Annotated in this window: 22 protein-coding genes; 11 read left to right on the plus strand and 11 right to left on the minus strand. The window is 42.4% G+C overall.

Going from position 1 to position 25,629, the window contains the following annotated elements; all coding sequences use genetic code 11:
• Positions 1-198: 198 nt before the first annotated feature.
• On the plus strand, positions 199-2,475 hold the full coding sequence (locus tag DBR43_RS12265; protein ID WP_124581242.1) for an aconitate hydratase: 2,277 nt from the start codon (positions 199-201) through the stop codon (positions 2,473-2,475).
• Positions 2,476-2,551: 76 nt separating this feature from the next.
• Here the strand turns inward: DBR43_RS12265 and DBR43_RS12270 are convergent, their stop codons facing one another.
• The 3 genes from DBR43_RS12270 to DBR43_RS12280 are packed head-to-tail and all read right to left on the minus strand — an operon-like array spanning position 2,552 to position 6,234.
• Complete coding sequence (locus DBR43_RS12270) at positions 2,552-3,016, minus strand: DUF2007 domain-containing protein (protein WP_124581244.1); 465 nt, start codon at positions 3,014-3,016, stop codon at positions 2,552-2,554.
• A 28-nt stretch (positions 3,017-3,044) separates the two neighbouring features.
• Entirely contained in the window at positions 3,045-4,382 is a 1,338-nt protein-coding gene (locus DBR43_RS12275; RefSeq protein ID WP_124581246.1) for a GH1 family beta-glucosidase, read from the minus strand.
• Between the two features lie 37 nt (positions 4,383-4,419).
• The gene (locus DBR43_RS12280) at positions 4,420-6,234 is read right to left on the minus strand and encodes a MutS-related protein (RefSeq protein ID WP_124581248.1); all 1,815 of its coding nucleotides are present in this window, start codon (positions 6,232-6,234) and stop codon (positions 4,420-4,422) included.
• A gap of 138 nt (positions 6,235-6,372) precedes the next feature.
• Here DBR43_RS12280 and rlmH point away from each other — a divergent pair, with 138 nt between their 5' ends.
• Together rlmH and DBR43_RS33425 are read left to right on the plus strand one after the other, a co-directional pair.
• Positions 6,373-6,846 (plus strand): 23S rRNA (pseudouridine(1915)-N(3))-methyltransferase RlmH, encoded by a 474-nt coding sequence (gene rlmH, locus DBR43_RS12285; protein ID WP_124581250.1) that lies wholly within the window; start codon positions 6,373-6,375, stop codon positions 6,844-6,846.
• Between the two features lie 59 nt (positions 6,847-6,905).
• Positions 6,906-7,034, plus strand: a complete 129-nt coding sequence (locus tag DBR43_RS33425; RefSeq protein ID WP_255420965.1) for a hypothetical protein — start codon at positions 6,906-6,908, stop codon at positions 7,032-7,034.
• A gap of 55 nt (positions 7,035-7,089) precedes the next feature.
• Here DBR43_RS33425 and DBR43_RS12290 read toward each other — a convergent pair whose 3' ends face one another.
• Both DBR43_RS12290 and DBR43_RS12295 read right to left on the minus strand, forming a co-directional pair.
• Positions 7,090-7,629: a DUF5606 domain-containing protein gene (locus DBR43_RS12290; RefSeq protein WP_124581252.1), complete on the minus strand. Its 540-nt coding sequence runs from the start codon at positions 7,627-7,629 to the stop codon at positions 7,090-7,092.
• A gap of 29 nt (positions 7,630-7,658) precedes the next feature.
• Positions 7,659-8,120, minus strand: coding sequence for a peptidylprolyl isomerase (locus DBR43_RS12295; protein WP_124581254.1), 462 nt, complete (start codon positions 8,118-8,120; stop codon positions 7,659-7,661).
• Between the two features lie 166 nt (positions 8,121-8,286).
• On the opposite strand from DBR43_RS12295, the gene DBR43_RS12300 reads away from it, so the two are divergent.
• Complete coding sequence (locus DBR43_RS12300; protein WP_124581256.1) at positions 8,287-9,549, plus strand: asparagine synthetase B; 1,263 nt, start codon at positions 8,287-8,289, stop codon at positions 9,547-9,549.
• Here DBR43_RS12300 and DBR43_RS12305 read toward each other — a convergent pair.
• The 3 genes from DBR43_RS12305 to lpxK are packed head-to-tail and all read right to left on the minus strand — an operon-like array spanning position 9,546 to position 13,451.
• Complete coding sequence (locus DBR43_RS12305) at positions 9,546-11,603, minus strand: putative porin (protein ID WP_124581258.1); 2,058 nt, start codon at positions 11,601-11,603, stop codon at positions 9,546-9,548. The two genes, DBR43_RS12300 and DBR43_RS12305, sit on opposite strands and share 4 nt — an antisense overlap.
• Complete coding sequence (locus DBR43_RS12310) at positions 11,603-12,418, minus strand: purine-nucleoside phosphorylase (RefSeq protein WP_124581260.1); 816 nt, start codon at positions 12,416-12,418, stop codon at positions 11,603-11,605. The genes DBR43_RS12305 and DBR43_RS12310 overlap by 1 nt, the downstream gene beginning before the upstream one ends.
• On the minus strand, positions 12,390-13,451 hold the full coding sequence (lpxK, locus tag DBR43_RS12315) for a tetraacyldisaccharide 4'-kinase (RefSeq protein WP_124581262.1): 1,062 nt from the start codon (positions 13,449-13,451) through the stop codon (positions 12,390-12,392). The genes DBR43_RS12310 and lpxK overlap by 29 nt, the downstream gene beginning before the upstream one ends.
• 112 nt (positions 13,452-13,563) lie before the next feature.
• Here lpxK and pruA point away from each other — a divergent pair, with 112 nt between their 5' ends.
• Complete coding sequence (gene pruA, locus DBR43_RS12320) at positions 13,564-15,198, plus strand: L-glutamate gamma-semialdehyde dehydrogenase (protein ID WP_124581264.1); 1,635 nt, start codon at positions 13,564-13,566, stop codon at positions 15,196-15,198.
• Positions 15,199-15,286: 88 nt separating this feature from the next.
• On the opposite strand, the gene can is transcribed toward pruA, so the two are convergent.
• The 3 genes from can to DBR43_RS12335 all read right to left on the minus strand — a co-directional run bounded on the left by can (position 15,287) and on the right by DBR43_RS12335 (position 17,998).
• Positions 15,287-15,967 (minus strand): carbonate dehydratase, encoded by a 681-nt coding sequence (gene can, locus DBR43_RS12325; protein ID WP_124581266.1) that lies wholly within the window; start codon positions 15,965-15,967, stop codon positions 15,287-15,289.
• 7 nt (positions 15,968-15,974) lie between these two features.
• Positions 15,975-17,579 carry a SulP family inorganic anion transporter gene (locus DBR43_RS12330; protein WP_124581268.1) on the minus strand — a complete coding sequence of 535 codons (1,605 nt, stop codon included), beginning with the start codon at positions 17,577-17,579 and terminating at the stop codon, positions 15,975-15,977.
• A 77-nt stretch (positions 17,580-17,656) separates the two neighbouring features.
• Complete coding sequence (locus tag DBR43_RS12335; protein ID WP_074612125.1) at positions 17,657-17,998, minus strand: hypothetical protein; 342 nt, start codon at positions 17,996-17,998, stop codon at positions 17,657-17,659.
• A 198-nt stretch (positions 17,999-18,196) separates the two neighbouring features.
• On the opposite strand from DBR43_RS12335, the gene DBR43_RS12340 reads away from it, so the two are divergent.
• The 6 genes from DBR43_RS12340 to DBR43_RS12365 all read left to right on the plus strand — a co-directional run bounded on the left by DBR43_RS12340 (position 18,197) and on the right by DBR43_RS12365 (position 25,599).
• A complete protein-coding gene (locus DBR43_RS12340; RefSeq protein ID WP_124581270.1) occupies positions 18,197-19,435 on the plus strand; it encodes a porin in 1,239 nt (412 codons plus the stop codon).
• Between the two features lie 171 nt (positions 19,436-19,606).
• A complete protein-coding gene (locus DBR43_RS12345; RefSeq protein ID WP_124581272.1) occupies positions 19,607-21,148 on the plus strand; it encodes an acyl-CoA carboxylase subunit beta in 1,542 nt (513 codons plus the stop codon).
• A gap of 7 nt (positions 21,149-21,155) precedes the next feature.
• A complete protein-coding gene (locus DBR43_RS12350; protein ID WP_124581274.1) occupies positions 21,156-22,319 on the plus strand; it encodes an MFS transporter in 1,164 nt (387 codons plus the stop codon).
• Positions 22,320-22,330: 11 nt separating this feature from the next.
• Positions 22,331-22,750 carry a GNAT family N-acetyltransferase gene (locus DBR43_RS12355; RefSeq protein ID WP_124581276.1) on the plus strand — a complete coding sequence of 140 codons (420 nt, stop codon included), beginning with the start codon at positions 22,331-22,333 and terminating at the stop codon, positions 22,748-22,750.
• Positions 22,751-22,833: 83 nt separating this feature from the next.
• Positions 22,834-23,946 (plus strand): M42 family metallopeptidase, encoded by a 1,113-nt coding sequence (locus tag DBR43_RS12360; protein ID WP_124581278.1) that lies wholly within the window; start codon positions 22,834-22,836, stop codon positions 23,944-23,946.
• A gap of 111 nt (positions 23,947-24,057) precedes the next feature.
• Positions 24,058-25,599 (plus strand): helicase HerA-like domain-containing protein, encoded by a 1,542-nt coding sequence (locus DBR43_RS12365; protein ID WP_124581280.1) that lies wholly within the window; start codon positions 24,058-24,060, stop codon positions 25,597-25,599.
• Positions 25,600-25,629: the final 30 nt, after the last annotated feature.

Genomic DNA, 25,629 nt, shown 5'->3' on the forward strand with positions numbered 1-25,629 from the left:
AACTGTTCATAAACGAACAGCAATGTTCGCAAACGACCAGTGTTATTCTTTTCATTCAGTTTCCAGATCTCTTGCTTATATTATTTAGAATATTTATAAATAATATAATGATCTGCAGATGATGTCCTGTGCCTGTTTTTTTTCGTAAATTCGCTACAAATAATTAAGAATAACTTACCCTTTTAACACATATTATCAATGGCTTTTGATATAGAAATGATCAAAAAGGTGTATGCAAACTTTGGCCCCCGTGTAGAGGCGGCCCGTAAATTAGTAGGCAGACCTTTAACACTTTCAGAAAAAATTCTTTACACCCACCTTTGGGATGGAAATACAAATACTTCTTATGTAAGAGGTACTGATTACGTAGATTTTGCTCCTGACCGTGTGGCCATGCAAGATGCAACTGCACAAATGGCGCTCCTGCAATTTATGCAGGCCGGAAGACCTCAGGCAGCTGTTCCTTCAACGGTTCATTGTGATCACCTGATCACTGCAAAATATGGTGCTGAGATTGATTTACCGGCAGCAAACACCGAAAGTAAAGAAGTTTTCGACTTCCTTGCTTCAGTTTCAAACAAATATGGCATTGGTTTCTGGAAACCAGGTGCAGGTATCATTCACCAGGTAGTATTGGAAAACTATGCTTTCCCTGGTGGTATGATGATCGGAACCGATTCTCACACTGTAAACGCAGGTGGTTTAGGTATGGTTGCCATTGGAGTTGGTGGTGCTGATGCCTGTGATGTAATGGCAGGTTTGCCATGGGAGCTTAAATTCCCTAAACTGATCGGGATCAAATTAACCGGAAAATTAAACGGATGGACTTCTGCTAAAGACGTAATTCTTAAAGTTGCCGGTATCCTGACTGTAAAAGGTGGTACTGGTGCGATTGTGGAATACTTCGGTGAGGGTGCCAACAATATGAGCTGTACTGGTAAAGGAACCATTTGTAATATGGGTGCTGAAATCGGTGCAACTACTTCAACCTTCGGTTATGATGAGAGCATGGAGCGTTATTTACGTGCAACCAACAGAGCTGATGTGGCTGATGCAGCAAATGCAATTAAAGAACACTTAACAGGTGATGCAGAAGTATATGCAGAACCGGAAAAATATTTTGATCAGATCATTGAAATCAATCTTTCAGAGCTTGAGCCTTATTTGAACGGTCCTTTCACACCGGATTTGGCTACGCCAATCTCTAAAATGAAAGAAGTTGCCGCAGCAAACGGATGGCCAATGAAAATTGATGTTGGTTTGATCGGTTCATGTACCAACTCTTCTTATGAAGACATCTCCCGTGCGGTAAGTATCGCCAAACAGGTTTCGGAAAAAGGCTTAACAGCAAAATCTGAATACTGTATCAACCCGGGATCTGAGCAGATCCGTTTCACGATTCAACGTGATGGCTTCTTAGATGTATTCGAGAAAATTGGCGCTAAAGTATTCACCAATGCCTGCGGACCATGTATTGGTATGTGGGACAGGGTAGGTTCTGAAAAACAAGAGAAAAACACCATCGTTCACTCTTTCAACAGAAACTTCGCGAAACGTGCAGATGGAAACCCGAACACCTTTGCTTTTGTAGGTTCTCCGGAACTGGTAACTGCATTGGCAATCGCTGGTGACCTCAGCTTTAACCCACTTACAGATACACTGACAAATGCAAATGGCGAACAGGTAAAACTGGATGCACCATCAGGATTTGAATTGCCTCCAAAAGGTTTTGATGTAGATGATGCAGGATATCAGCAACCGGCTGCCGATGGTAGTGCTGTACAGGTATTGGTATCTCCTACCTCACACAGGCTGCAATTGCTGGATCCGTTTACACCTTGGGAAGGTACAGACCTTAAAGGTTTAAAATTACTGATCAAAGCAAAAGGAAAATGTACTACGGATCACATCTCTATGGCTGGTCCATGGTTGAAATTCCGTGGTCACCTGGACAACATCTCTAACAATATGTTGATTGGTGCAGTAAACTATTTCAATGATAAAACTGATAACGTTAAGAATGAATTAACAGGCGAATATGGTCCTGTTCCTGCAACTCAACGTGCTTATAAAGCAGAAGGAATCGGTTCTATTGTAGTTGGTGATGAAAACTATGGTGAAGGATCAAGTCGTGAGCATGCTGCGATGGAACCTCGTCACTTAGGTGTTCGCGCGGTGTTAGTAAAATCTTTTGCCCGTATCCACGAAACCAACCTGAAAAAACAAGGAATGCTTGGTTTAACATTTGTCAACAAAGATGACTATGAGAAAATCCAGGAAGACGATAACATCGACATCATTGGTTTAACTACCTTCACTCCTGATGTTCCATTGACATTGGTGTTAAACCACAAAGATGGCACTAAAGAAGAGATTTCTGTTAACCATAGCTACAATGCGCAGCAGATTGAATGGTTCAAAGCAGGTGGTGCACTAAACATCATCCGCAGAGAAGCAGCATTGAAAAACGCATAGTTCAGGCTAAAAATATAATGACCAAAAGCTGTTCCTTTCCGGAGCAGCTTTTTTTATGCATTATGTGCTGCAAGAATTATACATCAAACTCATGCCCGCAGTCGAAACAATGATGTGTCTGTCTGGCTTTAAAAGGATAAACCATTAACAGCAATGAAACGACCGTTGTCAAGATGTTGAACCGGTTTTTCGTAGCCTGGACATAGCCAACGTGACTGGAGCCACAGCTTGAACAAATAAAATCTGAGGCTGCCTGTTCAGTTACCGGGAACTCCCTTTCCACCTCAGCCAGCAATCCCTCTGTTCCTTCCTCAAAAGAATTTTCAAGTCCCCCTTCCCGGAGAATACTTTGCGCCAGGGGCACATCGCCCTCAAACACATGCAGTTTAACTCCTCCAAGAGCCTGTGTGTATAGTGGATTAATGGTCACTGAATTTTCATCAGACAGAAAACACTGTATGTCACTATCCAGCAATCTTGCTTTTACAATATTTGCTTCAATGGGGTTATAAAAAGTTTCCAGTACTACGATCTTATCCATACCTATAATATAGCAAAAATAGTTCCGTTTAACAAGTCAAAAATTGCTGCCACCAGTACCCTGAATCTTTGATCGTCCGTTTCTGGGTTTTAAAATCATTATGTACAAGGCCAAAGCGGGCATTAAATCCTTCTGCCCATTCAAAGTTATCCATCAGCGTCCAGGCCATGTATCCGGTGATGTTTAAACCTTCATTTTTCGCCTTTAACACAGCCGCAAGGTATTCTTCAAAGTAAGCAATTCTTTCTGCATCATGAACCTTTCCATCGCTCAGTTTATCATGGTAAGCCGCACCGTTCTCCGTGATCATTAAACTTTTGATCTTAGGGTAAGCGGCAAACTGTTTGATCACATTGTAAAAACTGTTCCCGTTGATTTCCCAACCCATGCTGGTATGTGGAACCTTCCGGCTTTTAGCTTTCACTTCCCATGCCTGAATCACGGGGATAAAGGCATTGTATTTAATCGTGAGCGGGAAATAGTTCTGAATCCCTATAAAGTCGAAATCAAAGGTTAAGCGTTCAGTATGGCGCCAGGTAGAATGTTGAATAGAGAACTTCTCCATCACTTCCCAATCCGTCCCCGGATAGCCCATTCCTAAGGTGGGTTCTATAAACAACCTGTTCATCAGGCAATCTACGCGTTGTGCCGCCAGCAAGTCGGATTCACTCTGTGTATAGGGAATGATTTCCGAGCAGGAAAAGCTGGTACCGATATTTGCCTGGCTGACTTCAGACCTCAAAATACGGCCACCATCTGCCTGTGCAATCGCCGCGTGATGCACTGCCGAAAAGAAATTTGTCAAACCCGTATTTCCCGGCGCATGGATGCCCAGCATATACCCCAGAGAGGTAAAGCCAAAAGGTTCATTCAGGACAATCCAGTTTTTTACTTTATCACCATAGGTTTTGGCACAGATCAAAACGAAAGCATTAAAGGCACTGTTAATGCCAAAAGCTGTCCAGCCTCCCTCCTGCTCCAATGCTTCGGGCAGGTCCCAATGGTATAAGGTAATGTAGGGAACCAATCCATTCTCCAGACATTCATCAATCACCTGATGGTAAAAGCGAATGCCCTCTTCATTTACCGTTCCCTCTCCATAAGGCATGATCCTTGGCCAGGAAATGGAAAAACGAAATACAGAAAAACCAAGCAGTCTGACTAAAGCAATATCTTCTTTATACTTATGATAAAAATCACAGGCGATGGTCGGATGGTGTCCTTTTTTAATCTTGCCCGATCTGTTGGCATAGGTATCCCAAATAGAAGGCCCCTTTCCGTAAAGATCTGCTGCCCCTTCAATCTGGGCTGCAGCAGTAGCCACTCCCCAGGAAAAATCAGGCCCAAAATCTGATGCTTTAATCATATCTGTTGAATATAACAGCCAAGATGGGAATAAGGTGTTAATTTAACGTTAAGCCAATCTCCTTTAAAAGTAAAGCGGCGTTAAAGGTGGTACAAGGGCCATGTTTCAATTTATAATCGAAGTTCATTTCTCCTTCATTGATCTGAATGTCAAAATGATAGTTCCTGACCTGCTCCGGATAATCGGCGATCATTTCAGATAACTGCAAATCGTGGGTAGCAAATAAAGCAGGAGTCTGCTGCTCGATCAGTTTCTCGATAAAGACTTTTGAGCCCAGGTATTTATCCCGGCTGTTGGTTCCCCTTAACATCTCGTCAATAAGGACAAGAGAATTAGAAGAGGTCCTGATCGCATCCAGGATCATTTTCAACCGGTTTAATTCGGCTTTAAAGGTCGAAGTCTGGTCGTTCAAAGAATCCTTGATCCGCATATAGGAAAGTACTTTAAAGATCGAAACAGACATTTCTTTGGCACAAACAGGAGCACCTGAAAAAGCCAGGACCATATTGATCCCCACAGTTCGCAGAAAAGTACTTTTTCCTGCCATATTAGAGCCTGTTACAATATCTACTGTAGGATGTGGGTTTAAAGTAAAATCGTTCAGCACACGCGTTCCCTGAGGAATCAGCGGATGTCCGAGTTCGGATGTCCGGAGATGGAATGCATCTTCAATGGATGGCAGATTCCAATCCGGCTGGTTATAGGTCAGGGTGGCGAAAGAAATCAGCTCTTCAAATTTGCAGATCCGGTCTAAGCCTTCCAGCACCTCATTTGCATATTTACTGTGCCAACCGGCAAGATTTACGGAACATTTCAGGTCCCACAATAAAAACAGGTTTAGGAAAGCACTCAGGATGATGTTTAGTCTGGCATCAAAGGCCTGAATGATCTTTGTCAGCTGTCTGATCTGATTGCTCACCTGAAGCCCTTCCTGTTGCGCAGGAAAGAGGTTTTTAATATAAGGGCTGCTCCATTTCACTTCTTCCGTCCAATTGATGGTGCCGGAGAAGGCATTTAAAAGATTGGAGCTGCCCGAAAAACCGTAATAAACCTGATTGATGTCCTTCAGGTTAAAAAAGGTAAACCCCATATTGAATACTGCCGCCAGGCCAAAGAGCTGCCATGCCACACCGCCAAAGATACTGGCCGCTGCCAGCAAAGCCAGCATCAAAAATGGCACTGCCTTTATATATAATTTCAAAAAACGTTTATTGGTAAACAACAGCTGTTCCGGCAACTGATATTTCAGTTTATTCTGAATAACTCTCAATTGTTCCGGTTTATGGTTTTGCAGCTCTGCACGGAAATGAAAGGTTTGGTCAATATGGGTATGCAGTTCCTGGATTGCTTCCTGTCTGTCCAGAATGGTCTTCTTATCGTTCGGCCGACTAAAATTATCAGCAAGTAAATCCATTCCTTTTTGTGTATTACAGCGGTTGGTAAAGGCATATAGAGAACCCGCACCAAAGATATCCAGGTCTGAAGTATAAGGATGCTGCTCATCCTGATAAGCCTCGCCATTGTGATAGCCGTTTTTACCAAAAAGCACCTGATCGGCTTCATTCTGATAAATCCACAATAACTGTCCGGTATAGGTCAATTCATTCTGCACCGCACTTTGTTTTTTTACCAGCAGCATGAACAGGAACAGAGGAACAACCAGTAAACCTGTAAGGATAGGATTAAAGCCAATATTGATGATGAGGGCAACGATCAGTATTTCAGCGATGAATAGCCCTAAACGCGAAAAGGAGATCTTGTTCAACTTCTTTTTAAGATCTATAATGCGGCTTTCCTGCGTTTTAATGTTATTTTGGTAGTCGTTTAAAATACTATCTCTTGTTTTTACCATTATCTTTGGATGTTCTCTAAATGGCTAAATATAGAAATTAGAATACATACTTAATGAAACCATCGTAAGCATATCGCTTAAAAACAATAATGATACACCTATGATCGCTTCATAACCATAATAAACGATATACACTTAATGAAAATTACATTACTGGTTGTTGGAAAAACCGAAGATAAATACCTGATTGAGGGGATTGATAAATATTTAAAACGGCTGAAGCATTATATCGGGTTTAACCTGCTGGTCATTCCGGATGTAAAGAACACCAAGAACCTGACGGAAGCCCAGCAGAAAACAAAGGAAGCGGAGCTAATTTTAAAGCAACTGAGCAACCTGGATACGGTTATCCTTATGGATGAAAAAGGAAAGAAATATACCTCCATCTTATTTTCCAATTACCTGAATAAACAAATGATCGGTAGTGTACAACACCTCGTCTTTATCATTGGTGGTCCTTATGGCTTTGATGAAACGGTATACCAAAGGGCTAATGGGAGCATGTCTTTGTCTGACATGACCTTTTCTCACCAAATGGTACGTTTATTCTTTGTAGAGCAGCTTTACCGGGCATTCAGTATTTTAAAAGGTGAGCCTTACCACCACGAATAAAATTTATTGGGTTTGTGGAAAACCAATACAAACATCATCATCAATAAAAAGGAGTTATTATGCAATTGCCAAGTGATTTTAAAAGAGAGTACAAATTCAAAAGCGACAAGAAACGGGACCGCCTGAGCTATATTATTGCCATAGTAGTATCCGTCATTGCCTTTATTCTGATCTGGTTTTTTCTCTAAATAAAAAGCCGGATCTCCTGAGATCCGGCTTTTATATACCTTGATGGAGTTTGTTCTAAACTCCTTTTTTGCTGGTCATATTGGCTTTCTTAGCCGGCTGAGCAGTTTTGCTTGGCGCTTTTGCATTAGATGGCTTTGGAGTAGCTTTAGGCTTCTTCTCTACCTTATCTTCTGTTTTCACACCTTCGTGGTCTACCGCTTCTTTAGGAGCCTCTTCACTGAAAAGTGGCATATCCTTTAACAAGTGGTACCATGAAACGATTTTCTTCATATCCGAAGTGTATACTTTCTCCTGGTCGTGACCCGGAGCAACTTCAAGGAAAAAAGCTTTCAATTCTTTTACATCAGCTTTTGCATCAGGAACGTTTCCTTTAGCCGCAACGATATTAGCTAAAACATCCAATAGCTTCAAATCGTCGTCCTCGCCATATACGGTAATATCTTCTAATGACGCAAGTTTAGTTGTAGTAATATTAGCTACAATTTTAACCTTTTGAGCATCCAGACTTTCTAAAACGTATCCGCCTTTGTTTTGCCCTACAAGCTTAAATAGACCTGGTCTTCCAGATACTGCAACGATTCCTCTTAAATTCATATAAATTGTCTTTTTTTGAGAAGTAAGAACTAGTCTTCAATTACTTCTATCCCTATAATCTTATCTCCTTGTTTGATATCGTCAACAATATCAACATTTTCTATTACTTTTCCGAAACAAGTATGATTCCTGTCTAAATGAGCAGTATTGTCTCTGCTGTGGCATACAAAGAATTGTGAACCACCAGTATTTCTGCCAGCATGTGCCATAGACAATACACCACGATCATGGTATTGGTTTTCACCGCTCAATTCGCAATCAATTTTGTATCCCGGACCACCGGTACCTGCCAAATGTGCTTTAGACGGATCTTTAGAGTTCGGACATCCACCCTGAATAACGAAGTTAGGAATTACCCTGTGGAAAGTAATGCCATCATAAAATCCTTCTGAAGCTAATTTCTTAAAGTTAGCAACGGTATTTGGCGCATCCTGATCATAGAACTGAACGGTCATATTGCCTTTATCTGTTTTTATTATTGCTTTGCTCATGATAATTTTTTGTAAATGCCAAATTTAGTAAATTGAAATGATTACTGAATAGTAAATTAATAGTAAAAAAACATAGATACTGAATATCGTGTATAAACGTTTATTAAGCACAATAATTTTATTATAGGTTTATAAAAAATTACATTCGCATATACCCGATTAAAGTATGGCCCTTAAAAAAACCTACCTCCTGTTTTTTCTGTTGATTTTCAGCCTTGGCCTGAAGGCCTCTTCCATCCTGATTTTTATGGATGAAAGCCAGAAGAACCACTTAAAAGCATATGGCATCGCCTATTGGAGCATCAAGCAAAAGGCCGATGTAAGCTGGCTTTTAAACTATAGAGGCGGCAGTTTTTTAATCCAGTACAACAAGGGTATTGAAGAAGAATGTAAAACCAGGGGTGTTTCTTATCAGGTCCTGGCGGATGGAAAGGTCACAGCCATATTAAATGAGATCAGTGATCCGGAAGTGAATATGGAAGTGGTGAAACTGGAAAAATCGCCCAAAATTGCCGTCTACTCTCCAAAAAGCAAACTCCCATGGGATGATGCTGTAACCATGGTGCTGACCTATGCGGAGATTCCTTACGATGTGGTTTATGACGATGAGGTCCTGAAAGACAAACTTTCCGGTTACGACTGGCTGCACCTGCACCATGAGGATTTTACCGGACAATACGGACGTTTCTGGAGTGCTTTCAGAAATGCGACCTGGTATCGGGAAGATGTAAAAAATCAGGAAGCAACGGCAAAGAGAAACGGATTTAATAAAGTCTCTGAGATGAAACTCGCGGTAGCGAAAAGAATCAAAGAATTCTGTGCCGGTGGAGGCTTCCTCTTCGCCATGTGCTCCGGAACAGATAGTTTTGACATCGCCCTGAGTGCCGATGGCGTAGACATCTGCGAAAGCATGTTCGATGGAGACAGTGCTGATCCGCAGGCACAGGCGAAACTGAATTTCAATAAAACCTTTGCATTCAAAGATTTCAGGCTTGATGTAAATCCTAATAACTATGAATTTTCTGATATCGATGTGACCCAGACCAGGTCATTAACACAGGCCAATGATTACTTTACGCTGTTTGATTTCTCTGCAAAATGGGACCTTGTACCTACCATGCTTACCCAAAACCATGAGAAAGTGATCAAAGGTTTTATGGGACAGACTACTGCTTTTAAGAAGTCGCTGGTAAAACCAAACATTACCGTATTGGGAGAAAATAAAGGGGCTGAAGAAGTGCGGTACCTGAACGGAGAAATCGGAAAGGGACAGTTTACCTTTTATGGTGGTCATGATCCGGAAGATTATCAGCATGCTGTAGGGGATCCGCCAACGGACCTGAACCTGCATCCCAACTCTCCCGGCTACAGGCTCATCTTAAATAATGTGTTATTTCCTGCGGCCAAAAAGAAACCGCAGAAAACTTAATCGTAGAAACTCCAGCTCACACCGAACTTAAACAGCACACGGTCCATCATTGGATAACGGTTCACAGAATAATAACCTTTGGACAGCAATCCCTGGTTGGCATAATCTGTTTTCACAAACAGATTCGCTTTTCTCAGGCTTGCTTTCACCCAAACATCCACAATTGGATAAGAATCAAAGGTCCTTCCCTCCCCAACATAAAACTGTCCTGCCGGAGCAGAATAAGAATAGTTTTTATAAGGGGTATTGTACCTGACGTCAAGCCCCACATTTGTTTTCAGGGTCTTGAAGAAAGTATGATCCAGATAAATGCTGGCAAAAGCATACACTTCAGGAGTTCTCAGGATATTTGGATTGTCTGTTTTTTGATAAACCAGGTAACTGTCTACATTAAACTTACCAAAGTTGAGTTTCTTACCCAGTGTGATTTTTAACAGGTTTAAACTTCCCAGTTGTGCAGGAACAATATTATTTGCATTCTTTTTATAAAAATCTTCTTCCGACATCGTTGGAACACCATCCTTAACCGGAATTGCAGGCATGGTAAAATACAGATAATCGTTGATCAGGTAATATTCAGCAGCAGCTTCAAACTTCAGCTTATCATGGTAATATTTAAAAGACAGATTAATGGTCTTTGTTCTGTTAAAAGTGGCCTCCCAATCATAATGATTTCCAAAATACCGGGTAAAAACTTCTTCAGGAGATTTATTCTGAAAATATCCACCCAGCACAATACGGCCAACTGACTTACTGAGCATCACATTACTGCGGCCCTCATAAAGAAAATCACCGCTATTTCTTCCCTGAAAGATCTGCTGTACATCTACGTTCAGGTCAATACGGCTGCTAAACCTGTAACCTGCCGAGCCCAATAAGGTAACATTCTGAAAAGTGGACCTGAAGTCGTAATAAGGACTTTTCCTGTCAGAATAATATACCCCCTGGTTATACTTATAAAAATCATGTCTAATCCCGGCATCCAGTTTCAGCTCATTCTTAATGATTGAATTTCCCTTTGCCCGCAGAAAAAAGCTATACATAAATTCATTCTGTACGTTCATATAACGGGTACTGTCGTAGGTAAAAGAGACATTTGCAATACCTGCAGGAATTGCCGTACCATTATCTGCATTCCCTTTATGGAAAGTATAGGAGTTTTGACTGTATTTAAAAGTATAGGCAATTTTATTGGTGGGCAGGATCTTCTGGCTGATTTCCTGTGCAAGGCTATCAATACGCCCCACAAAATAAGTTTGCTTGATTAAGAAACTGTTTTCCCTGTAAATGTGCCCTGCATCCGACAAACGGACACTCTCAGACATGTGGTCCAGGCCTAAAGTCTGCGATTTATTGGTATAAATCTCATCATTGAATACAGAACCATTTTCACGCGCTTTGAGGGTATTAAAAATGGCACTCACCCATAGATTATACCGCTTATTTGGACTTTGATACCAGTTAAAAAGATCCGCATTTAAGTGATCTCCACGCTGGCGGGTATAGTATCCGTTCGCACCGATTCGATTGAAATTTGCACCAATGTTCCAGTTCGGTTTAATGTTTTGGGAGTGCGTCACCTTAAACACTGCTTCAGTTTCTCCCGCCGAAACGAAATACAGATTAGTAAAGGGGGTCCTTGCCTTGTAATATTTAATATCGTCGTGTCCGATGGCATAAAAATCCAGGGAGTGGAAGCCGGCATCAAACCCAATGGTTTTCGAAGGTTCGAAAAGCATAGGCCTTGCTGCCAGTCCGAGGTTACCCGTTCCAATAGTAGGCCTTCTTGGCTGTGCTATCATACTGAAATTCTGAAAACCGTTTAAACTGGTATCCAGTGCCAAAGTCTGAATGCTGTCTTTGGTCAGCTTCAGTGTCGTGTAACGAATAAAACGGGAAGTAAAAATAACAGAGTCTAATCCATTTTCTTCTTTCTTTCTCAAAGAGTCCAATAGTTTATTATCGTTCACCTTGGTCTTTAGATCCTGTGCAAACAAAGCCCCTGTCCCCAAAAGGAGAAAGCAAAAAACAAATAAAGCAATGCTTTTATACATTATAAAGTTGAGATTAATTGGCTCAGTATTTTAGTCATTTTAGGTTCCGCGATTCTTGCGGTTTCAATAATCTCTTCCAGGCTTACCGGTTGTAATACTTCAGTAAATCCTTCATCAGTCAGCACAGAAATGGCAAACACAGGAATTCCCATATGGTTGGCTACAATAACTTCCGGAACAGTGCTCATACCTACCGCATCGCCACCTATGATTCTCAGGTAATTGTATTCTGCTTTAGTTTCCAGGTTTGGCCCGGTCACCGCAATGTATACGCCCTGGTGACAGGTAATCTCATTTTCTTTAGCAATTTCCAATGCCTGTTTCACCAAAGAGCGCTGATAAGGCTGACTCATATCCGGAAAACGTGGTCCCATATCGGCATCATTTCTGCCACGTAATGGACTTTCCGGCTGCAGATTGATGTGGTCATTGATCACCATCAGGTCGCCTTTTTTAAAATCTTTATTCAGGGAACCCGCAGCATTGGACACAAAGAGATGGGCGATTCCCAAAGCTTTCATCACACGGATCGGAAAGGTGATCTGCTGCATGCTATATCCTTCGTAATAATGTAAGCGGCCCTGCATGGCCACTACACGTTTTCCATTCAGGATTCCAAAGATCAGTTTACCGGAATGAAATTCCAGTGTAGAAATCGGAAAATTAGGAATATTGGAATACATCAGCTGATGTTTAACCTCTATTTCGCTAACCAGTCCGCCAAGACCTGTTCCTAAGACAATGCCGATCTCCGGTTGGAAATCTTCTGTTTTACGCTTTAAATATTCAACGGTTTCGTGTATGATTTGAAACATAATCTAAAATCTTTTGATCAAATGTAGTTTTATCTTTTGCTCTTATCCCTATCTGAATAGGTAAATAAAAGAGCGGTAAATTTAACAGTAATTCTTTTAAAGTATCACCTAATAAACGTTGCGCATCCTTTTCTGTTGTGATGATGATTTTTTCTGTGGAAGGATCTTGCTCAAAGGCATGGATCAGGTCCATGATATCCTTTCGTTTGAAGTCATAATGATCCGGAAAATCATGGTGACGAATCTCGGCAGTATACTGCTTTAAATGCATCAAAAGTGGCTTTGGATTGGCAATACCGGTTAACAGAAAGACGGTGGTTTGCGCTGACACAGAAGAACAGCTGCGCTTTTCCCCGGCAATCAAAGGTAAAAGGTCCTGATAAACGAGTGCAGAAAATACAGTCTGGGCTTTCCATTCTCTGTTAAACCTGGACAGACATTTTGCTTCCTGCGCCGGGCTGATCGTTTCCGGTGTCTTGGTGATCAGGATAGAATCTGCCCTTTTATATCCGGAAAAGATTTCTCTAAGGTTCCCTGCGGGGAGCAGAAATTGCGGATGAAGTAACTTTTCAAACTCAAATAACAGGATGCTAAACCCGGGACGGATGGCCCGGTGCTGATAGGCATCATCCAGAATAATCAAATCGTGCTGAGCCTCTAAAAGCCGGACTCCCTTTACCCGGTCTTCGCACACCGCCACGGTGACTTCGGGAAACTTCCGGTAAAACTGCATGGGCTCATCGCCAATCCTTTCGGCCGTTGCCTTTTCATCCGCCAGGATAAATCCTTTCGTTTTACGGCCATAACCCCTGCTCAGAATCGCAATGCGATGACCTGGAAAAAGACGAACAAGATATTCTGTCACAGGACTTTTACCGGAACCTCCAACAACGAGATTCCCCACACAAATGACTGGAATATCAAAACCTTCGGACGAAAAAATCCGGGCATCATATAGCTTATTTCTCACAAAAACCACAATCCCATAAAGGATGGAAAAAGGAAATAACAGTAACCGTAGGTATTTAATCATGCTGAGCTTCAAAAATAAGAATTATAGCGCGCATTGTATGAAGTTAATACATATTCAGGGCTACCAGCCAACAAAATAAAAGGCTATCTTTGTACAAACAATATTTTATATCATGCTTAAAGGATTTTTTAACGTACCCACTCCGATCAATGAGCCGATTTTAGGCTATGCTCCCGGAAGTAAAGAACGTGAACTTTTGAAGGCTGCAATAGCCGATGCCCGCTCTAAAAAAATTGACATCCCAATGTACATTGACGGGAAGGAAGTGCATACGGAAAATAAAGGAAAAGCAACTCCTCCACACGACCATCAGCACATTCTTGCTGAGTACAGTAAGGGGAATAAAGACCATGTAAAACAAGCTATTGATGCCGCTCTGGCCGCAAAAGCAAACTGGGAAAATCTGGCATGGGAACATCGTGCAGCGATCTTCTTAAAAGCAGCCGATCTTATTGCCGGACCATACCGTTATAAACTGAATGCAGCAACCATGTTGGGACAGTCAAAAAATGCCTATCAGGCAGAGATTGATTCGGCATGTGAGCTGATCGACTTCCTTCGTTTTAACGTAAGTTATATGTCGGAAATCTATAAACAACAACCTCCGGTTTCCCCTAAAGGATCATGGAACAGGGTTGAACAACGTCCTTTAGAAGGATTTGTATTCGCCTTAACGCCATTCAACTTTACGGCAATCGCAGGAAACCTGCCAACATCTGCAGCAATGATGGGAAATGTGGTAGTCTGGAAACCGGCAAATACACAAATCTATTCTGCAAATGTATTGATGCAGATCTTCAGAGAAGCAGGATTACCTGATGGTGTAATCAACCTGGTTTATGTTTCAGGACCGGAAGCAGGTGAAGTGATCTTCAACCACCCTGACTTTGCAGGTATTCACTTTACAGGATCTACAGGGGTATTCCAGGACATCTGGAAAACCATTGGAAATAACATTCACAAATTTAAAACATACCCACGCATCGTTGGTGAAACAGGTGGTAAAGATTTTATCCTTGTTCATGGTTCAGCAGAAGCAGAATCATCCAGCACGGCGATCATCCGTGGTGCATTTGAATACCAGGGGCAGAAATGTTCTGCAGCTTCACGCGTTTATGTAGCAAAAAGCATCTGGCCTAAGGTCAAAGAATTTATGCAGCGCGATTTAGCGACCTTCAAAATGGGCGGTACAGAAGATTTTGGCAATTTCATCAATGCAGTAATCGACGGAAACTCTTTCGATAAACTGACAAAATATATCGATGAGGCTAAAAACGATAAATCTGTAGAGATCATCGCTGGTGGTAACTACGATAAATCTAAAGGATACTTCATTGAGCCTACTGTATTGGTGGTTCAGGATCCTAAATACGTGACGATGTGCGAAGAGTTATTCGGCCCGGTATTGACGTTATATGTTTATGATGACGAAGAATTCGATCAGATCCTGGATATCGTAGACAGCACTTCTATCTATGCCTTAACCGGTGCAGTGATTGCTCAGGATCGTTATGCGATTGAAAAAGCAACACACCGTTTGAGAAATGCAGCAGGTAACTTCTACATCAATGATAAATGTACAGGTGCCGTTGTTGGTCAGCAGCCATTTGGCGGTGCCAGAGGTTCAGGTACCAACGATAAAGCAGGATCAATGATCAACCTTTTACGTTGGGTTTCTCCACGTACGATCAAAGAAACTTTCGATCCGCCAAAAGATTACCGTTACCCGTTCTTGTCTAACGACTAGAATTTTTAAGCATAAAAAAAGGAGGATTCTTTTATAGAATCCTCCTTTTTTTATGGAAGGCTGAATCTGAGATTCAGCCTTTTTTATGTTATTTTGCTTTTTCTATGCCATCCATACGAAATACAGATTTCATGTGGGTGTTGTTCTCGCAGGTAACGCCAAGATCTGTAATCAAACCAGTTGCAAGGCTGTAAGCCCATCCATGTAAACTTAGTTTTTTACCATTAGACCATCTGTTCTGAACGATAGATGTTTTGCTCAAATTGAAAACACCTTCTACTACGTTCAGCTCTACCAATCTCGCTGCTCTCTTTTTATGATCAGAAATCATATCCAGCTCATGATAATGTAACCTGTAAGTATCTTTAATGTTTCTCAACCAGTTGTCGATGATGCCCACCTGTTTGTTGCCCATCGCAGCTTCTACCCCACCGCAACCATAATGACCACATACGATCACATGCTCTACTTCCAATACATTTACTGCATAATCCAGTACACTTAACATGTTCATATCGGTATGCACCACCACATTGGCAATGTTACGGTGAACAAAGATATCGCCTGGAGCAGTATTTGTGATCTGGTTTGCCGGAACACGGCTGTCAGAACAACCAATCCACAAGATCGGTGGTTTTTGTCCCGCAGATAAACGATCAAAGAAGGTAGGATCTTCTGCCAAGGTTGCAGCAACCCAGTCTTTATTTCCCTGCAATAATCCCTCGTATGTAATTTGTTTTGTTTCTGTTGTTTCTAATTTTGCGCACATAATAATTCTAATTATTAATTTCTTCTATGATTTTACTATTCAACTTTGGAACAGTGTATTGTGTTTTAATGTTCTCTAAACTTACGATAATCCCCTTAGTATAAGCGTTGTGCTTATAATTAAAGATGGTTTCTAAAACATCGGGATCTATATATCTGGAATTTGTTCCGTCAATGATCACATTTGTTTCTTTAGGGATATTTGTCAGCATCACCTGAATGGCGGCCTTATTTAAAAATGATACCTCTTCGGCAAGTTTTATCCGCAGGTTTTTCTTGTTGCCTTCTTCCTGGATTTTGTAGAAGAACGGGTTCCGCATATTGGTACGCAGCAGGTAGAAGATGGAGAATAACATCCCTATAGCCACACCTTTTAACAAGTCGGTTAACAACACGGCGATAATCGTGATGACAAACGGTACAAACTGGTCCCAACCTTTATGATACATATGTTTGAACAATGCTACACGTGTCAATTTATAACCAGTTACCAATAGAATCGCTGCCAGACAGGCCAGAGGAATCATATTGATGATACCCGGAATAAATAATAAGGATAAAAGTAACCAAACTCCGTGAAATATTGCGGACATTTTAGTTCTTCCGCCGGCATTTACGTTGGCGGAACTCCTTACAATTACTGAAGTCATTGGCAAACCACCCAACATACCACTCACCATATTTCCCGCACCCTGAGCCATCAACTCTCTGTTGGTTGGGGAGACCCTTTTGATCGGGTCAATTTTATCTACTGCTTCAATACTTAACAATGTCTCCAGACTGGCTACCACTGCAATTGTCGCAGCCACTACCCATACTTTCGAATCTGTAATTGCCGAGAACTTCGGAACAGCAAACAGGGCCGTAAATTCCGACCATCCGCTCACCACCGGAATCTCTACCATTTGTTTGGCTTGCAAAGCATATCCTGTATTCTGGAATACAATAGTTAAGGCAATTCCCAATACCACCACAATTAATGGTGCAGGGATAACCGCCAGTTTCTTGAATTTAGGCCATAAAAGCAAAACCGCAATAGACAATCCGCTAATCACAATTGCTGCTAAGCTAAAATGACTAAAGGCATTTCCAATGGCAGAGAAGGTATTTTCATTGTCTTTCTGAAAGAAGCTTTCATCACCAAAAAAATCTGAATCTATGCCCAAAGCATGAGGAAGCTGTTTAAGGATCAGCGTTAAACCAATAGCGGCAAGCATTCCTTCAATTACACTTGAAGGGAAATAATTACCGATTGTACCTCCTTTTAATAAACCAAGGATCAGCTGCATTACCCCGGCAAGCACAACAGCCAATAAAAAGATGTCATAGGCACCTAACTGAGCTATTGCTCCTAAAACGATGGCCGTTAAACCGGCAGCCGGACCACTGACACTCAATTGAGATCCACTTAGCGTGGATACTACGATTCCTCCAACAATACCAGTCACAAGACCGGCAAATAATGGCGCACCTGAGGCTAAGGCGATACCTAAACACAAAGGCAGGGCCACCAGGAACACGACAATACTCGAAGGTAAATCGTGTTTTAAATTCTTTTTTAATATATACTTTTTCACGTCCAATCTTGAAAAGACTGAGTTACCATTCTGCATAAAACTACGTTTTAATTCTAATAAACTAATTCAAAAAAATGCATAGCTATCCCATCAGGGTTAGTTATACGAATAAATTAGCACCAGTTTGGCGGCGGAGTAGGTACGGAGGGATGGAAGGGATCGACATGCCGCTTAAAGTGATCGATATAGCTATTGCTGATACCAAAGTGGCTAAGTATGGCCATAAAACTTACGGCATAATGAACGTCGATCATTTTAGAATCACATAGGTTCACTTTTACTTTACCACTGTCACCATCAGCACTATGCTCTACTTCGATCTGCATGATCACAGAGTTGATGCTATCTTTATGGAAATTGCTAAAAAACACTGGAGCACCGGAAATCACCATCTTTACGCAAAAGATGCCCAAAAAGGTAATGATGATTAAAAGACGGTACTTCCTTAGGAACATGCTGATCTATAATTTTTTCTTCAACTCTTCAAAAATAGCTCCAAAACAGTCTTTTTACCAAATTGTCATGTAAAAAAAATGTAATTTAGTGATGACAGTCACAAAAAACAACTGCTGTTTTTTAAAATCCCCTTGCTTTCCATCGAAAAACGAAGCATTAACTGTAATTTAGGCGACTCAAAACACTGTTTACCATTCATGAGAAAATTATTACTATTCCTTGCCATTTTAAGCCCTTTTTCGCTATTGGCACAAAGCAATAACGCCCCCTCTTCTTATGACCCGCATGAAATCGCCATCACCGGGTATCTTCAAACTCAATATCAACATGCACAATCCGGCGGAATCAATTCTTTTTCCGGGGGAGATTTTGCAAAAAACTCTAAAGACCGCTTTATGATCCGCAGGGGAAGGTTAAAAATAGATAGGGCAGATAAATACTCCAGCATTGTTTTCCAGATAGACGCAACACAAAATGGTGTTCAGCTGATGGATGCTTTTATTCAGCTTCATCAGCCAAACTCGAAACAACTGATGTTTACCGCCGGACTTTTCAACCGTCCTTTTGGGCACTCCATTGTGTATTCTTCAGGATACCGGGACTTTCCTGAACGCGCAAGGGTTTTTCAGACGCTGATGCCGAGAGAACGTGACCTTGGTGCCATGATCACTTTCAGACCTGACAACAAGGCATTTCACTTCCTGACAGCCGAAATTGCCGTAATTAATGGCAGCGGACACAGTGCCAGGGATTATGATTCTAAAAAAGACATCGTAGGAAACCTGGGATTTAAATTTGACAGTCTGGCTAACGGCAAATTACACCTTGGTTTTGGAGGCTCCATTTATAAAGGATATGTACGCAGCAATACGGATACCCTGTTGAGACGCAGCGGAAATGCTTTCATTAAAGACGTGAGTACCAGCTATACAGATTCCTACGCCAAACGCGATTATTATGGTGCCAACCTGCAATTGCAATATGACAACCCGCTGGGCACGACCCTGTTTAAAGCTGAATATATTGGCGGTAAACAACCTGGCGTTGCAGGTTCTTCCAAAGTTACCGGCCCATTGGCCAGCACAAGTTTCTCTGTACAACCGGAAACGAATCTATACTTACGCGAATTTTCAGGTTATTACCTATGGCTGAGCCATCGAATTGCAAAATCCAAGTTTACCGCACTGGCGGCTTACGATGTCTATGATCCCAACGACCAGATCAAAGAAAGTGAAATCGGAGCGCCAAACAGCAATACCACTTCCGGCGACATCAAGTTCAGCACATTGGGCTACGGGATGACCTATCTGATCAACGGCCGCTTAAAACTAACCCTTTACAATGAGCATGTGGTAAACGACAAAACACAATTGCCACAATACCTGGACGACATTAAAGATGATGTATTTACTGCCAGACTACAATACCGCTGGTAATGCCATCGTTTCAATAACAATTGCTATTTTACAAAACTCATCCGGTATGATCCACAATTTGCAAAAAACCGGATGTTTAACCTTGAACCAAATATATTCGAATGAAACCATCATCAGCATACCGCTTAAAAATGAAGATGGCTTCAGAACCGCTAAAAAAAACATATTCCAATGAAAACCAAAATAGATTTACTTCAGGATAAAGTTAAACAAGCTCAAACCGGTGGTGGAGCAGCAAGGATCGAAAGTCAGCATAAAAAAGGAAAACTGACCGCAAGGGAAAGAATTCATTTCCTGATGGATGAAAATACTTTTGAAGAGATTGGAATGATGGTAACCCACAGAAGTACCGATTTCGGAATGGAAAGGGAGAAGTATTTAGGTGACGGCGTAGTAACCGGATATGGAAACATCAATGGCCGCCTGGTCTATGTGTTTTCACAGGATTTCACCGTTTTCGGTGGATCTTTATCAGAAACCCATGCCGAGAAAATCTGTAAGATCATGGATATGGCCATGAAAAACGGCGCTCCTGTGATTGGATTAAATGACAGTGGTGGTGCGAGGATCCAGGAAGGTGTAGTTTCCCTTGGCGGCTATGCAGATATCTTTTACAGGAATGTACAGGCTTCGGGAGTGATCCCACAGTTGTCGGCCATCATGGGCCCTTGTGCCGGTGGCGCAGTATACTCTCCTGCAATTACCGACTTTATACTGATGGTGGAAAACACCTCTTATATGTTTGTAACAGGACCTAATGTGGTCAAAACGGTAACCCATGAAGAGGTAACCTCTGAGGAACTGGGCGGGGCATCAACACATGCGACCAAGTCTGGTGTGACCCATTTTGCCTGTGCCAATGAACTGGATGCCATCAATCATGTGAAAAGGTTGCTGAGTTATATGCCTCAGAACTGTGAGGAAACACCAGCGGCTTTAGCCTACACTGCCGCAGAGGAAAGTCGCCCGGCATTAAATACCCTGATGCCTGTCAATAACAATCAGCCTTACGACATCAGGTCTGTTGTTTCTGAAGTGATGGATGCAGACAGCTTTCTGGAAGTACACCGTGAATATGCGGAAAACATCGTGGTTGGTTTTGCACGCCTTGCCGGCAGAAGCATCGGTATCGTGGCCAATCAGCCGGCCTACCTTGCCGGAGTACTGGACAACCATGCCTCAACCAAAGCCGCACGTTTTGTACGTTTCTGTGATTGTTTCAATATTCCGCTATTGGTATTTGAAGATGTTCCGGGATTCCTTCCGGGTACAGATCAGGAATGGAATGGCATTATCAACAATGGTGCAAAACTATTGTATGCTTTCAGTGAAGCGACTGTTCCCCGCATTACGGTCATCACCCGAAAAGCTTATGGTGGTGCTTACGATGTGATGAACTCTAAACACATTGGTGCAGATATGAACTATGCCTGGCCAACTGCGGAAATCGCAGTAATGGGTGCTAAGGGAGCTGCCGAGATCATCTTCAAAAAAGAGATCAGCACTGCTGAAAACCCGGAAGAAAAATGGCTGGAAAAAGAGAAATTATACTCTGATACCTTTGCTAATCCTTATCGTGCGGCAGAACGTGGCTTTGTGGATGAAGTGATCGAGCCCAGCCAAACGAGAATTAAATTAATCAAGGCATTTAAGATGCTGGAAAATAAAGTTGTCAACCGTCCCCGCAGAAAACACGGGAACATCCCATTATAGAAAATAAATGAAGCTTAGTCGTACTGACGTTTTGCTGATGGCCTTTTGCACGGGTCTTATCGTAGCTAATATCTATTATTGCCAGCCATTGGTGATCCTTGTAGCCCAGGAGTTCGGGCTCAGCGAAAGTCACGCTGGCAAAATCACTTACCTTACCCAGGCCGGTTACGCCCTGGGTTTGTTTTTAATTGTTCCGCTGGGCGATATGTTCGAACGCCGCAAGCAGATCTTAATGATTACGGGTGTCGCAGTAGCGGCCTTATTGCTTGCCGCACTCTCCCACTCGTTCCTTTTGCTGCAAATTGCCAGCGTATTGATCGGGGCCAGTTCTATCGTGCCACAGCTCATCTTACCGATGGCTGCCAACCTGAGTTCCGATGAAAAAAGAGGAGAAACCATTGGCATCATCATGAGTGGCCTGCTGGTAGGCATCCTCGCATCAAGGGCGATTAGCGGAAGTATTGGTTTCCTCTGGGGCTGGAGAACAATGTATTTTATCGCTGCCGGAATCTGTTCTTTGTTATTGGTTCTGATGGCCAAACGTTTTCCATTAAGTATGCCTTCTTTTAAAGGCAGCTATAAGGAGTTGATGTCTTCTATGTGGCATTATGTGAAAACGCAACCGGTATTAAGGGAAGCTTCAATTATCAATTTCCTTGCTTTCTCTATCCTGAGTGCCTTCTGGACCACTATGGTTTTGTTCCTGGCCAACCCTCCTTTCAGCTTTCAGACCTTACAGATAGGTTTATTTGGAATTGCCGGAGCTGCCGGAGCTTTAGCGGCCCCATTGGTGGGCAGGCTGAGTAGTGGCAGCAATCCACGTAGAAACCTGCTGACAGGCCTCATTTTACAACTGCTGAGTATCGCTGCTTTTTACTTTACCGGAACCCATCTGTACCTCTTTATCGCAGGAATTATTCTGATCGACATTGGTCAGCAAGCGATCCATGTGACCAACCAAACGCGGATTTACGCTTTGCTCCCTGAGGCACGCAACCGCCTCAATACGGTATTTATGTCCGTAAGTTTTGTCGGCGCCTCCTTTGGCTCTGCCCTGGGCTTATGGTTGTGGGATAAAGGTCAATGGCCCTTATTTTGCATGGGAACTACCGCAGTCATCCTGCTGAACATTTGTATCTATAAATTTTACAGCGGAAAGCTGAAAACCTAATTCTCCGGCTAATGGAAAAAATACAGATTGAACAAATCAGACCTGACCTTACCTGGCGCATCAGACATGAAGCAATGTATCCGGATGAGCCATATGATGCCATAAAACTGGAAGACGATCCCAATGGGATTCACTTCGGACTGTTCGCCGATGATCAGCTTGTCACGGTCATCTCTGTCTTTGAATATGGTACAGTTTACCAGTTCCGCAAATTTGCAACCCTTCCTGCTGCACAGGGAAAAGGATATGGAAGCCGGATGCTCCGGCACATCATGACCTATGTGGAGCACATGGGGGCCACGAGACTCTGGTGCAATGCCAGGACATCGGCCTCGCCTTTCTACCTGAAATTTGGCTTTTCGGAGACCGATCAGCGCTTCAGCAAATCCGGACTGGAATTTGTCATCATGCAGTTACAACTCAACAATTAACTTGTTGCTTAAACCCTAGTTTATATATTTGTTCAGCTTAAGCATAAATCCGCTTAAAAACACGTTTTAAAGAAAACATCATAATGGCAAAAAAGAAAGACGATAAACAGAAACATGTTTCTGTAGTTACTAAGAAATCACTCCAATTTTTTGAAGAATATATCAACAACCCATCTCCTACAGGTTTTGAATACCCCGGGCAGAAGTTATGGCTGGACTATTTAAAACCTTATATCGATGAAAGCTTTATCGATAACTATGGTACGGCAGTAGGGGTCATCAACCCAAAAGCAGAATACAGGGTGGTGATTGAGGCACATGCCGATGAAATCTCCTGGTTTGTGAATTACATTACTTCTGATGGTTTAATTTACGTAATCCGCAATGGTGGTTCAGATCATCAGATTGCCCCTTCAAAACGCGTAAATATCCACACCGACAAAGGCATGGTGAAAGCTGTTTTCGGATGGCCGGCCATTCATACCAGAAGCGGTGAAAAAGAAGAAGCCCCTGCCTTAAAAAATATTTTCCTTGACTGTGGATGTACCAGCAAAGAAGAAGTGGAAAAACTGGGGATCCATGTAGGTTGTGTGATCACTTATGAAGATGAATTCATGGTGCTGAACGACCGTTATTATGTTGGCCGTGCATTAGACAACAGAGCCGGTGGTTTCATGATTGCTGAAGTAGCGCGTTTACTTAAAGAAAACAAACAAAAACTTCCTTTTGCCTTATACATCGTAAACTCTGTACAGGAAGAAATCGGTCTGCGTGGTGCAGAAATGATTGCCGACAGGATTAAGCCCCATGTAGCGATTGTGACCGATGTGACTCACGATACCAGTACCCCAATGATCAACAAAATCACACAGGGTGATTTGGCATGTGGTAAAGGCCCGGTAGTTTCTTATGCTCCTGCGGTACAAACAAACCTGAATAAATTATTGATTGAAACGGCAGAAAAGAATGACATTCCATTCCAGCGTCAGGCTTCGTCAAGGTCTACAGGTACAGATACCGATGCTTTTGCTTACTCTAACGGTGGTGTTCCTTCTGCTTTGATCTCTCTTCCGTTACGCTATATGCACACTACGGTAGAAATGATCCATAAAGAAGATGTAGACAACGTGATCAGCCTAATTTATCACTCTTTATTGAACATCAAAAAAGACCACGATTTCAAATATTCTAAATAAAAGACCTGTCATCAGGTATTGATAAAAGCGTGTCTGGCGAAAGCCATTCACGCTTTTATTTTTTATTCCCTATTTTTAGAAAAGCATGTCAATGAAAAAACATACCCTCCTATGAGTGATCAAACCCAACAGTTTATAGAAAAAGTTAAAGCAGCTTATCAACCTAAAGGCTCCTATATCTATCTAGGTGCAGGAATTTTAGAAGGCGAAGTCCTGGCAGAAGCAGAGGTAAATCTCTATTTACATATGATGAACCGTCATGGCCTCGTTGCCGGTGCTACCGGTACGGGAAAAACCAGAACCCTGCAACTGCTTGCCGAACAGCTTTCCGATGCGGGTGTTCCCGTATTTATGCTCGATGTCAAAGGAGACCTTTCCGGTTTGTACCAGGCAGGCGAAAGCAACCCTAAAATTGAGGAAAGGGCAACGCAGCTGAAAAAACCATTTACGCCTTCCGGATATCCGATAGAACCTTATTCCCTTTCCGGGAAATTAGGTGCACAGATGAGGGCAACCATTCTGGAATTCGGACCAACCTTGCTGGCCAAGATTCTGGACCTTAACGATACGCAAACCGGGGTACTTTCTGTCATCTTTAAATATGCGGACGACAGTAAGCTTCCGTTAATTGACCTGAACGACCTTAAAAAACTCGTTTCCTACCTTTCAGACGGACCTGGAAAAGAAGAAATAAAAAGTGACTACGGTTCTATTTCCCCTGCCACCTCAGGAACCATTCTCAGAAAAATCATTACGATTGAACAACAGGGTCTGGGCGCGATGTTCGGGGAACGCTCTTTTGATATCGAAGACCTCTTTGTCAGAACTGATGGTAAAGGGACCATCTCTTTGCTGAACATCTCAGATGTTCAAAACCAACCGAAACTCTATTCCACCTATCTGCTGAGTTTACTGGCAGAACTGTATTATAATTTACCCGAAGTCGGAGATCTCGACAAACCTAAACTGGTCTTCTTCTTTGATGAGGCACACCTGCTGTTTAAAGACTCCTCCAAAGCTTTTATGGAGCAGATTGAAACGATCATCCGGCTCATCAGATCCAAGGGCATAGGCGTCTTCTTTTGCACGCAATCGCCTACAGATGTTCCGGAGAGCGTACTCTCTCAATTGGGCAACAGGATTCAACATGCACTAAGGGTATTTACGCCCAACGATGCCGATGCTTTAAAGAAAACGGTCAATACCTATCCCACCTCTGCTTTCTATAAGATCGATAAGGTGCTGACTTCACTGGGAACCGGTCAGGCACTCATCACGGTTCTAAACGATAAAGGCATCCCAACAGAAGTCACTGCAACAATGCTTACACCTCCAAAATCAGTGATGGGCCCCATGAATGCCTCAGACTATGGAAAATTAGTCCAATCCAGCCCCATGAACCAAAAGTATCAGGAAAGCATTGATCCGGAAAGTGCCTATGAAATCCTGACCAAACGAATTAACGATAAACTGGCCGCAGAAAGCACAGAAGAAGAACCTGCCCCCAAAAAGGAGGGCAAAAGCATCATAGAACAGGTCATGGGAGCCACCATTACCCGGCAGATTGGCAAGGAAATTGTACGTGGGCTGTTCGGAATGTTAACCGGCAAAAAAACGCGCAGCAGCGGGGGGAAAGGGATCTTTGGTTTTTAAATCAGCGAATCACTCCCTATTAGTGGTTAA

This window comes from Pedobacter sp. KBW06, from assembly GCF_003852525.1.
Taxonomy (GTDB): Bacteria; Bacteroidota; Bacteroidia; order Sphingobacteriales; family Sphingobacteriaceae; genus Pedobacter.

Excerpts from the sequence above, each read along its gene's own strand:
- DBR43_RS12265 (WP_124581242.1), top strand. The coding sequence starts at position 199 with ATGGCTTTTGATATAGAAATGATCAAAAAGGTGTATGCAAACTTTGGC.
- DBR43_RS12270 (WP_124581244.1), bottom strand. The coding sequence starts at position 3,016 with ATGGATAAGATCGTAGTACTGGAAACTTTTTATAACCCCATTGAAGCA.
- DBR43_RS12275 (WP_124581246.1), bottom strand. The coding sequence starts at position 4,382 with ATGATTAAAGCATCAGATTTTGGGCCTGATTTTTCCTGGGGAGTGGCT.
- DBR43_RS12280 (WP_124581248.1), bottom strand. The coding sequence starts at position 6,234 with ATGGTAAAAACAAGAGATAGTATTTTAAACGACTACCAAAATAACATT.
- rlmH (WP_124581250.1), top strand. The coding sequence starts at position 6,373 with ATGAAAATTACATTACTGGTTGTTGGAAAAACCGAAGATAAATACCTG.
- DBR43_RS33425 (WP_255420965.1), top strand. The coding sequence starts at position 6,906 with ATGCAATTGCCAAGTGATTTTAAAAGAGAGTACAAATTCAAAAGCGAC.
- DBR43_RS12290 (WP_124581252.1), bottom strand. The coding sequence starts at position 7,629 with ATGAATTTAAGAGGAATCGTTGCAGTATCTGGAAGACCAGGTCTATTT.
- DBR43_RS12295 (WP_124581254.1), bottom strand. The coding sequence starts at position 8,120 with ATGAGCAAAGCAATAATAAAAACAGATAAAGGCAATATGACCGTTCAG.
- DBR43_RS12300 (WP_124581256.1), top strand. The coding sequence starts at position 8,287 with ATGGCCCTTAAAAAAACCTACCTCCTGTTTTTTCTGTTGATTTTCAGC.
- DBR43_RS12305 (WP_124581258.1), bottom strand. The coding sequence starts at position 11,603 with ATGTATAAAAGCATTGCTTTATTTGTTTTTTGCTTTCTCCTTTTGGGG.
- DBR43_RS12310 (WP_124581260.1), bottom strand. The coding sequence starts at position 12,418 with ATGTTTCAAATCATACACGAAACCGTTGAATATTTAAAGCGTAAAACA.
- lpxK (WP_124581262.1), bottom strand. The coding sequence starts at position 13,451 with ATGATTAAATACCTACGGTTACTGTTATTTCCTTTTTCCATCCTTTAT.
- pruA (WP_124581264.1), top strand. The coding sequence starts at position 13,564 with ATGCTTAAAGGATTTTTTAACGTACCCACTCCGATCAATGAGCCGATT.
- can (WP_124581266.1), bottom strand. The coding sequence starts at position 15,967 with ATGTGCGCAAAATTAGAAACAACAGAAACAAAACAAATTACATACGAG.
- DBR43_RS12330 (WP_124581268.1), bottom strand. The coding sequence starts at position 17,579 with ATGCAGAATGGTAACTCAGTCTTTTCAAGATTGGACGTGAAAAAGTAT.
- DBR43_RS12335 (WP_074612125.1), bottom strand. The coding sequence starts at position 17,998 with ATGTTCCTAAGGAAGTACCGTCTTTTAATCATCATTACCTTTTTGGGC.
- DBR43_RS12340 (WP_124581270.1), top strand. The coding sequence starts at position 18,197 with ATGAGAAAATTATTACTATTCCTTGCCATTTTAAGCCCTTTTTCGCTA.
- DBR43_RS12345 (WP_124581272.1), top strand. The coding sequence starts at position 19,607 with ATGAAAACCAAAATAGATTTACTTCAGGATAAAGTTAAACAAGCTCAA.
- DBR43_RS12350 (WP_124581274.1), top strand. The coding sequence starts at position 21,156 with ATGAAGCTTAGTCGTACTGACGTTTTGCTGATGGCCTTTTGCACGGGT.
- DBR43_RS12355 (WP_124581276.1), top strand. The coding sequence starts at position 22,331 with ATGGAAAAAATACAGATTGAACAAATCAGACCTGACCTTACCTGGCGC.
- DBR43_RS12360 (WP_124581278.1), top strand. The coding sequence starts at position 22,834 with ATGGCAAAAAAGAAAGACGATAAACAGAAACATGTTTCTGTAGTTACT.
- DBR43_RS12365 (WP_124581280.1), top strand. The coding sequence starts at position 24,058 with ATGAGTGATCAAACCCAACAGTTTATAGAAAAAGTTAAAGCAGCTTAT.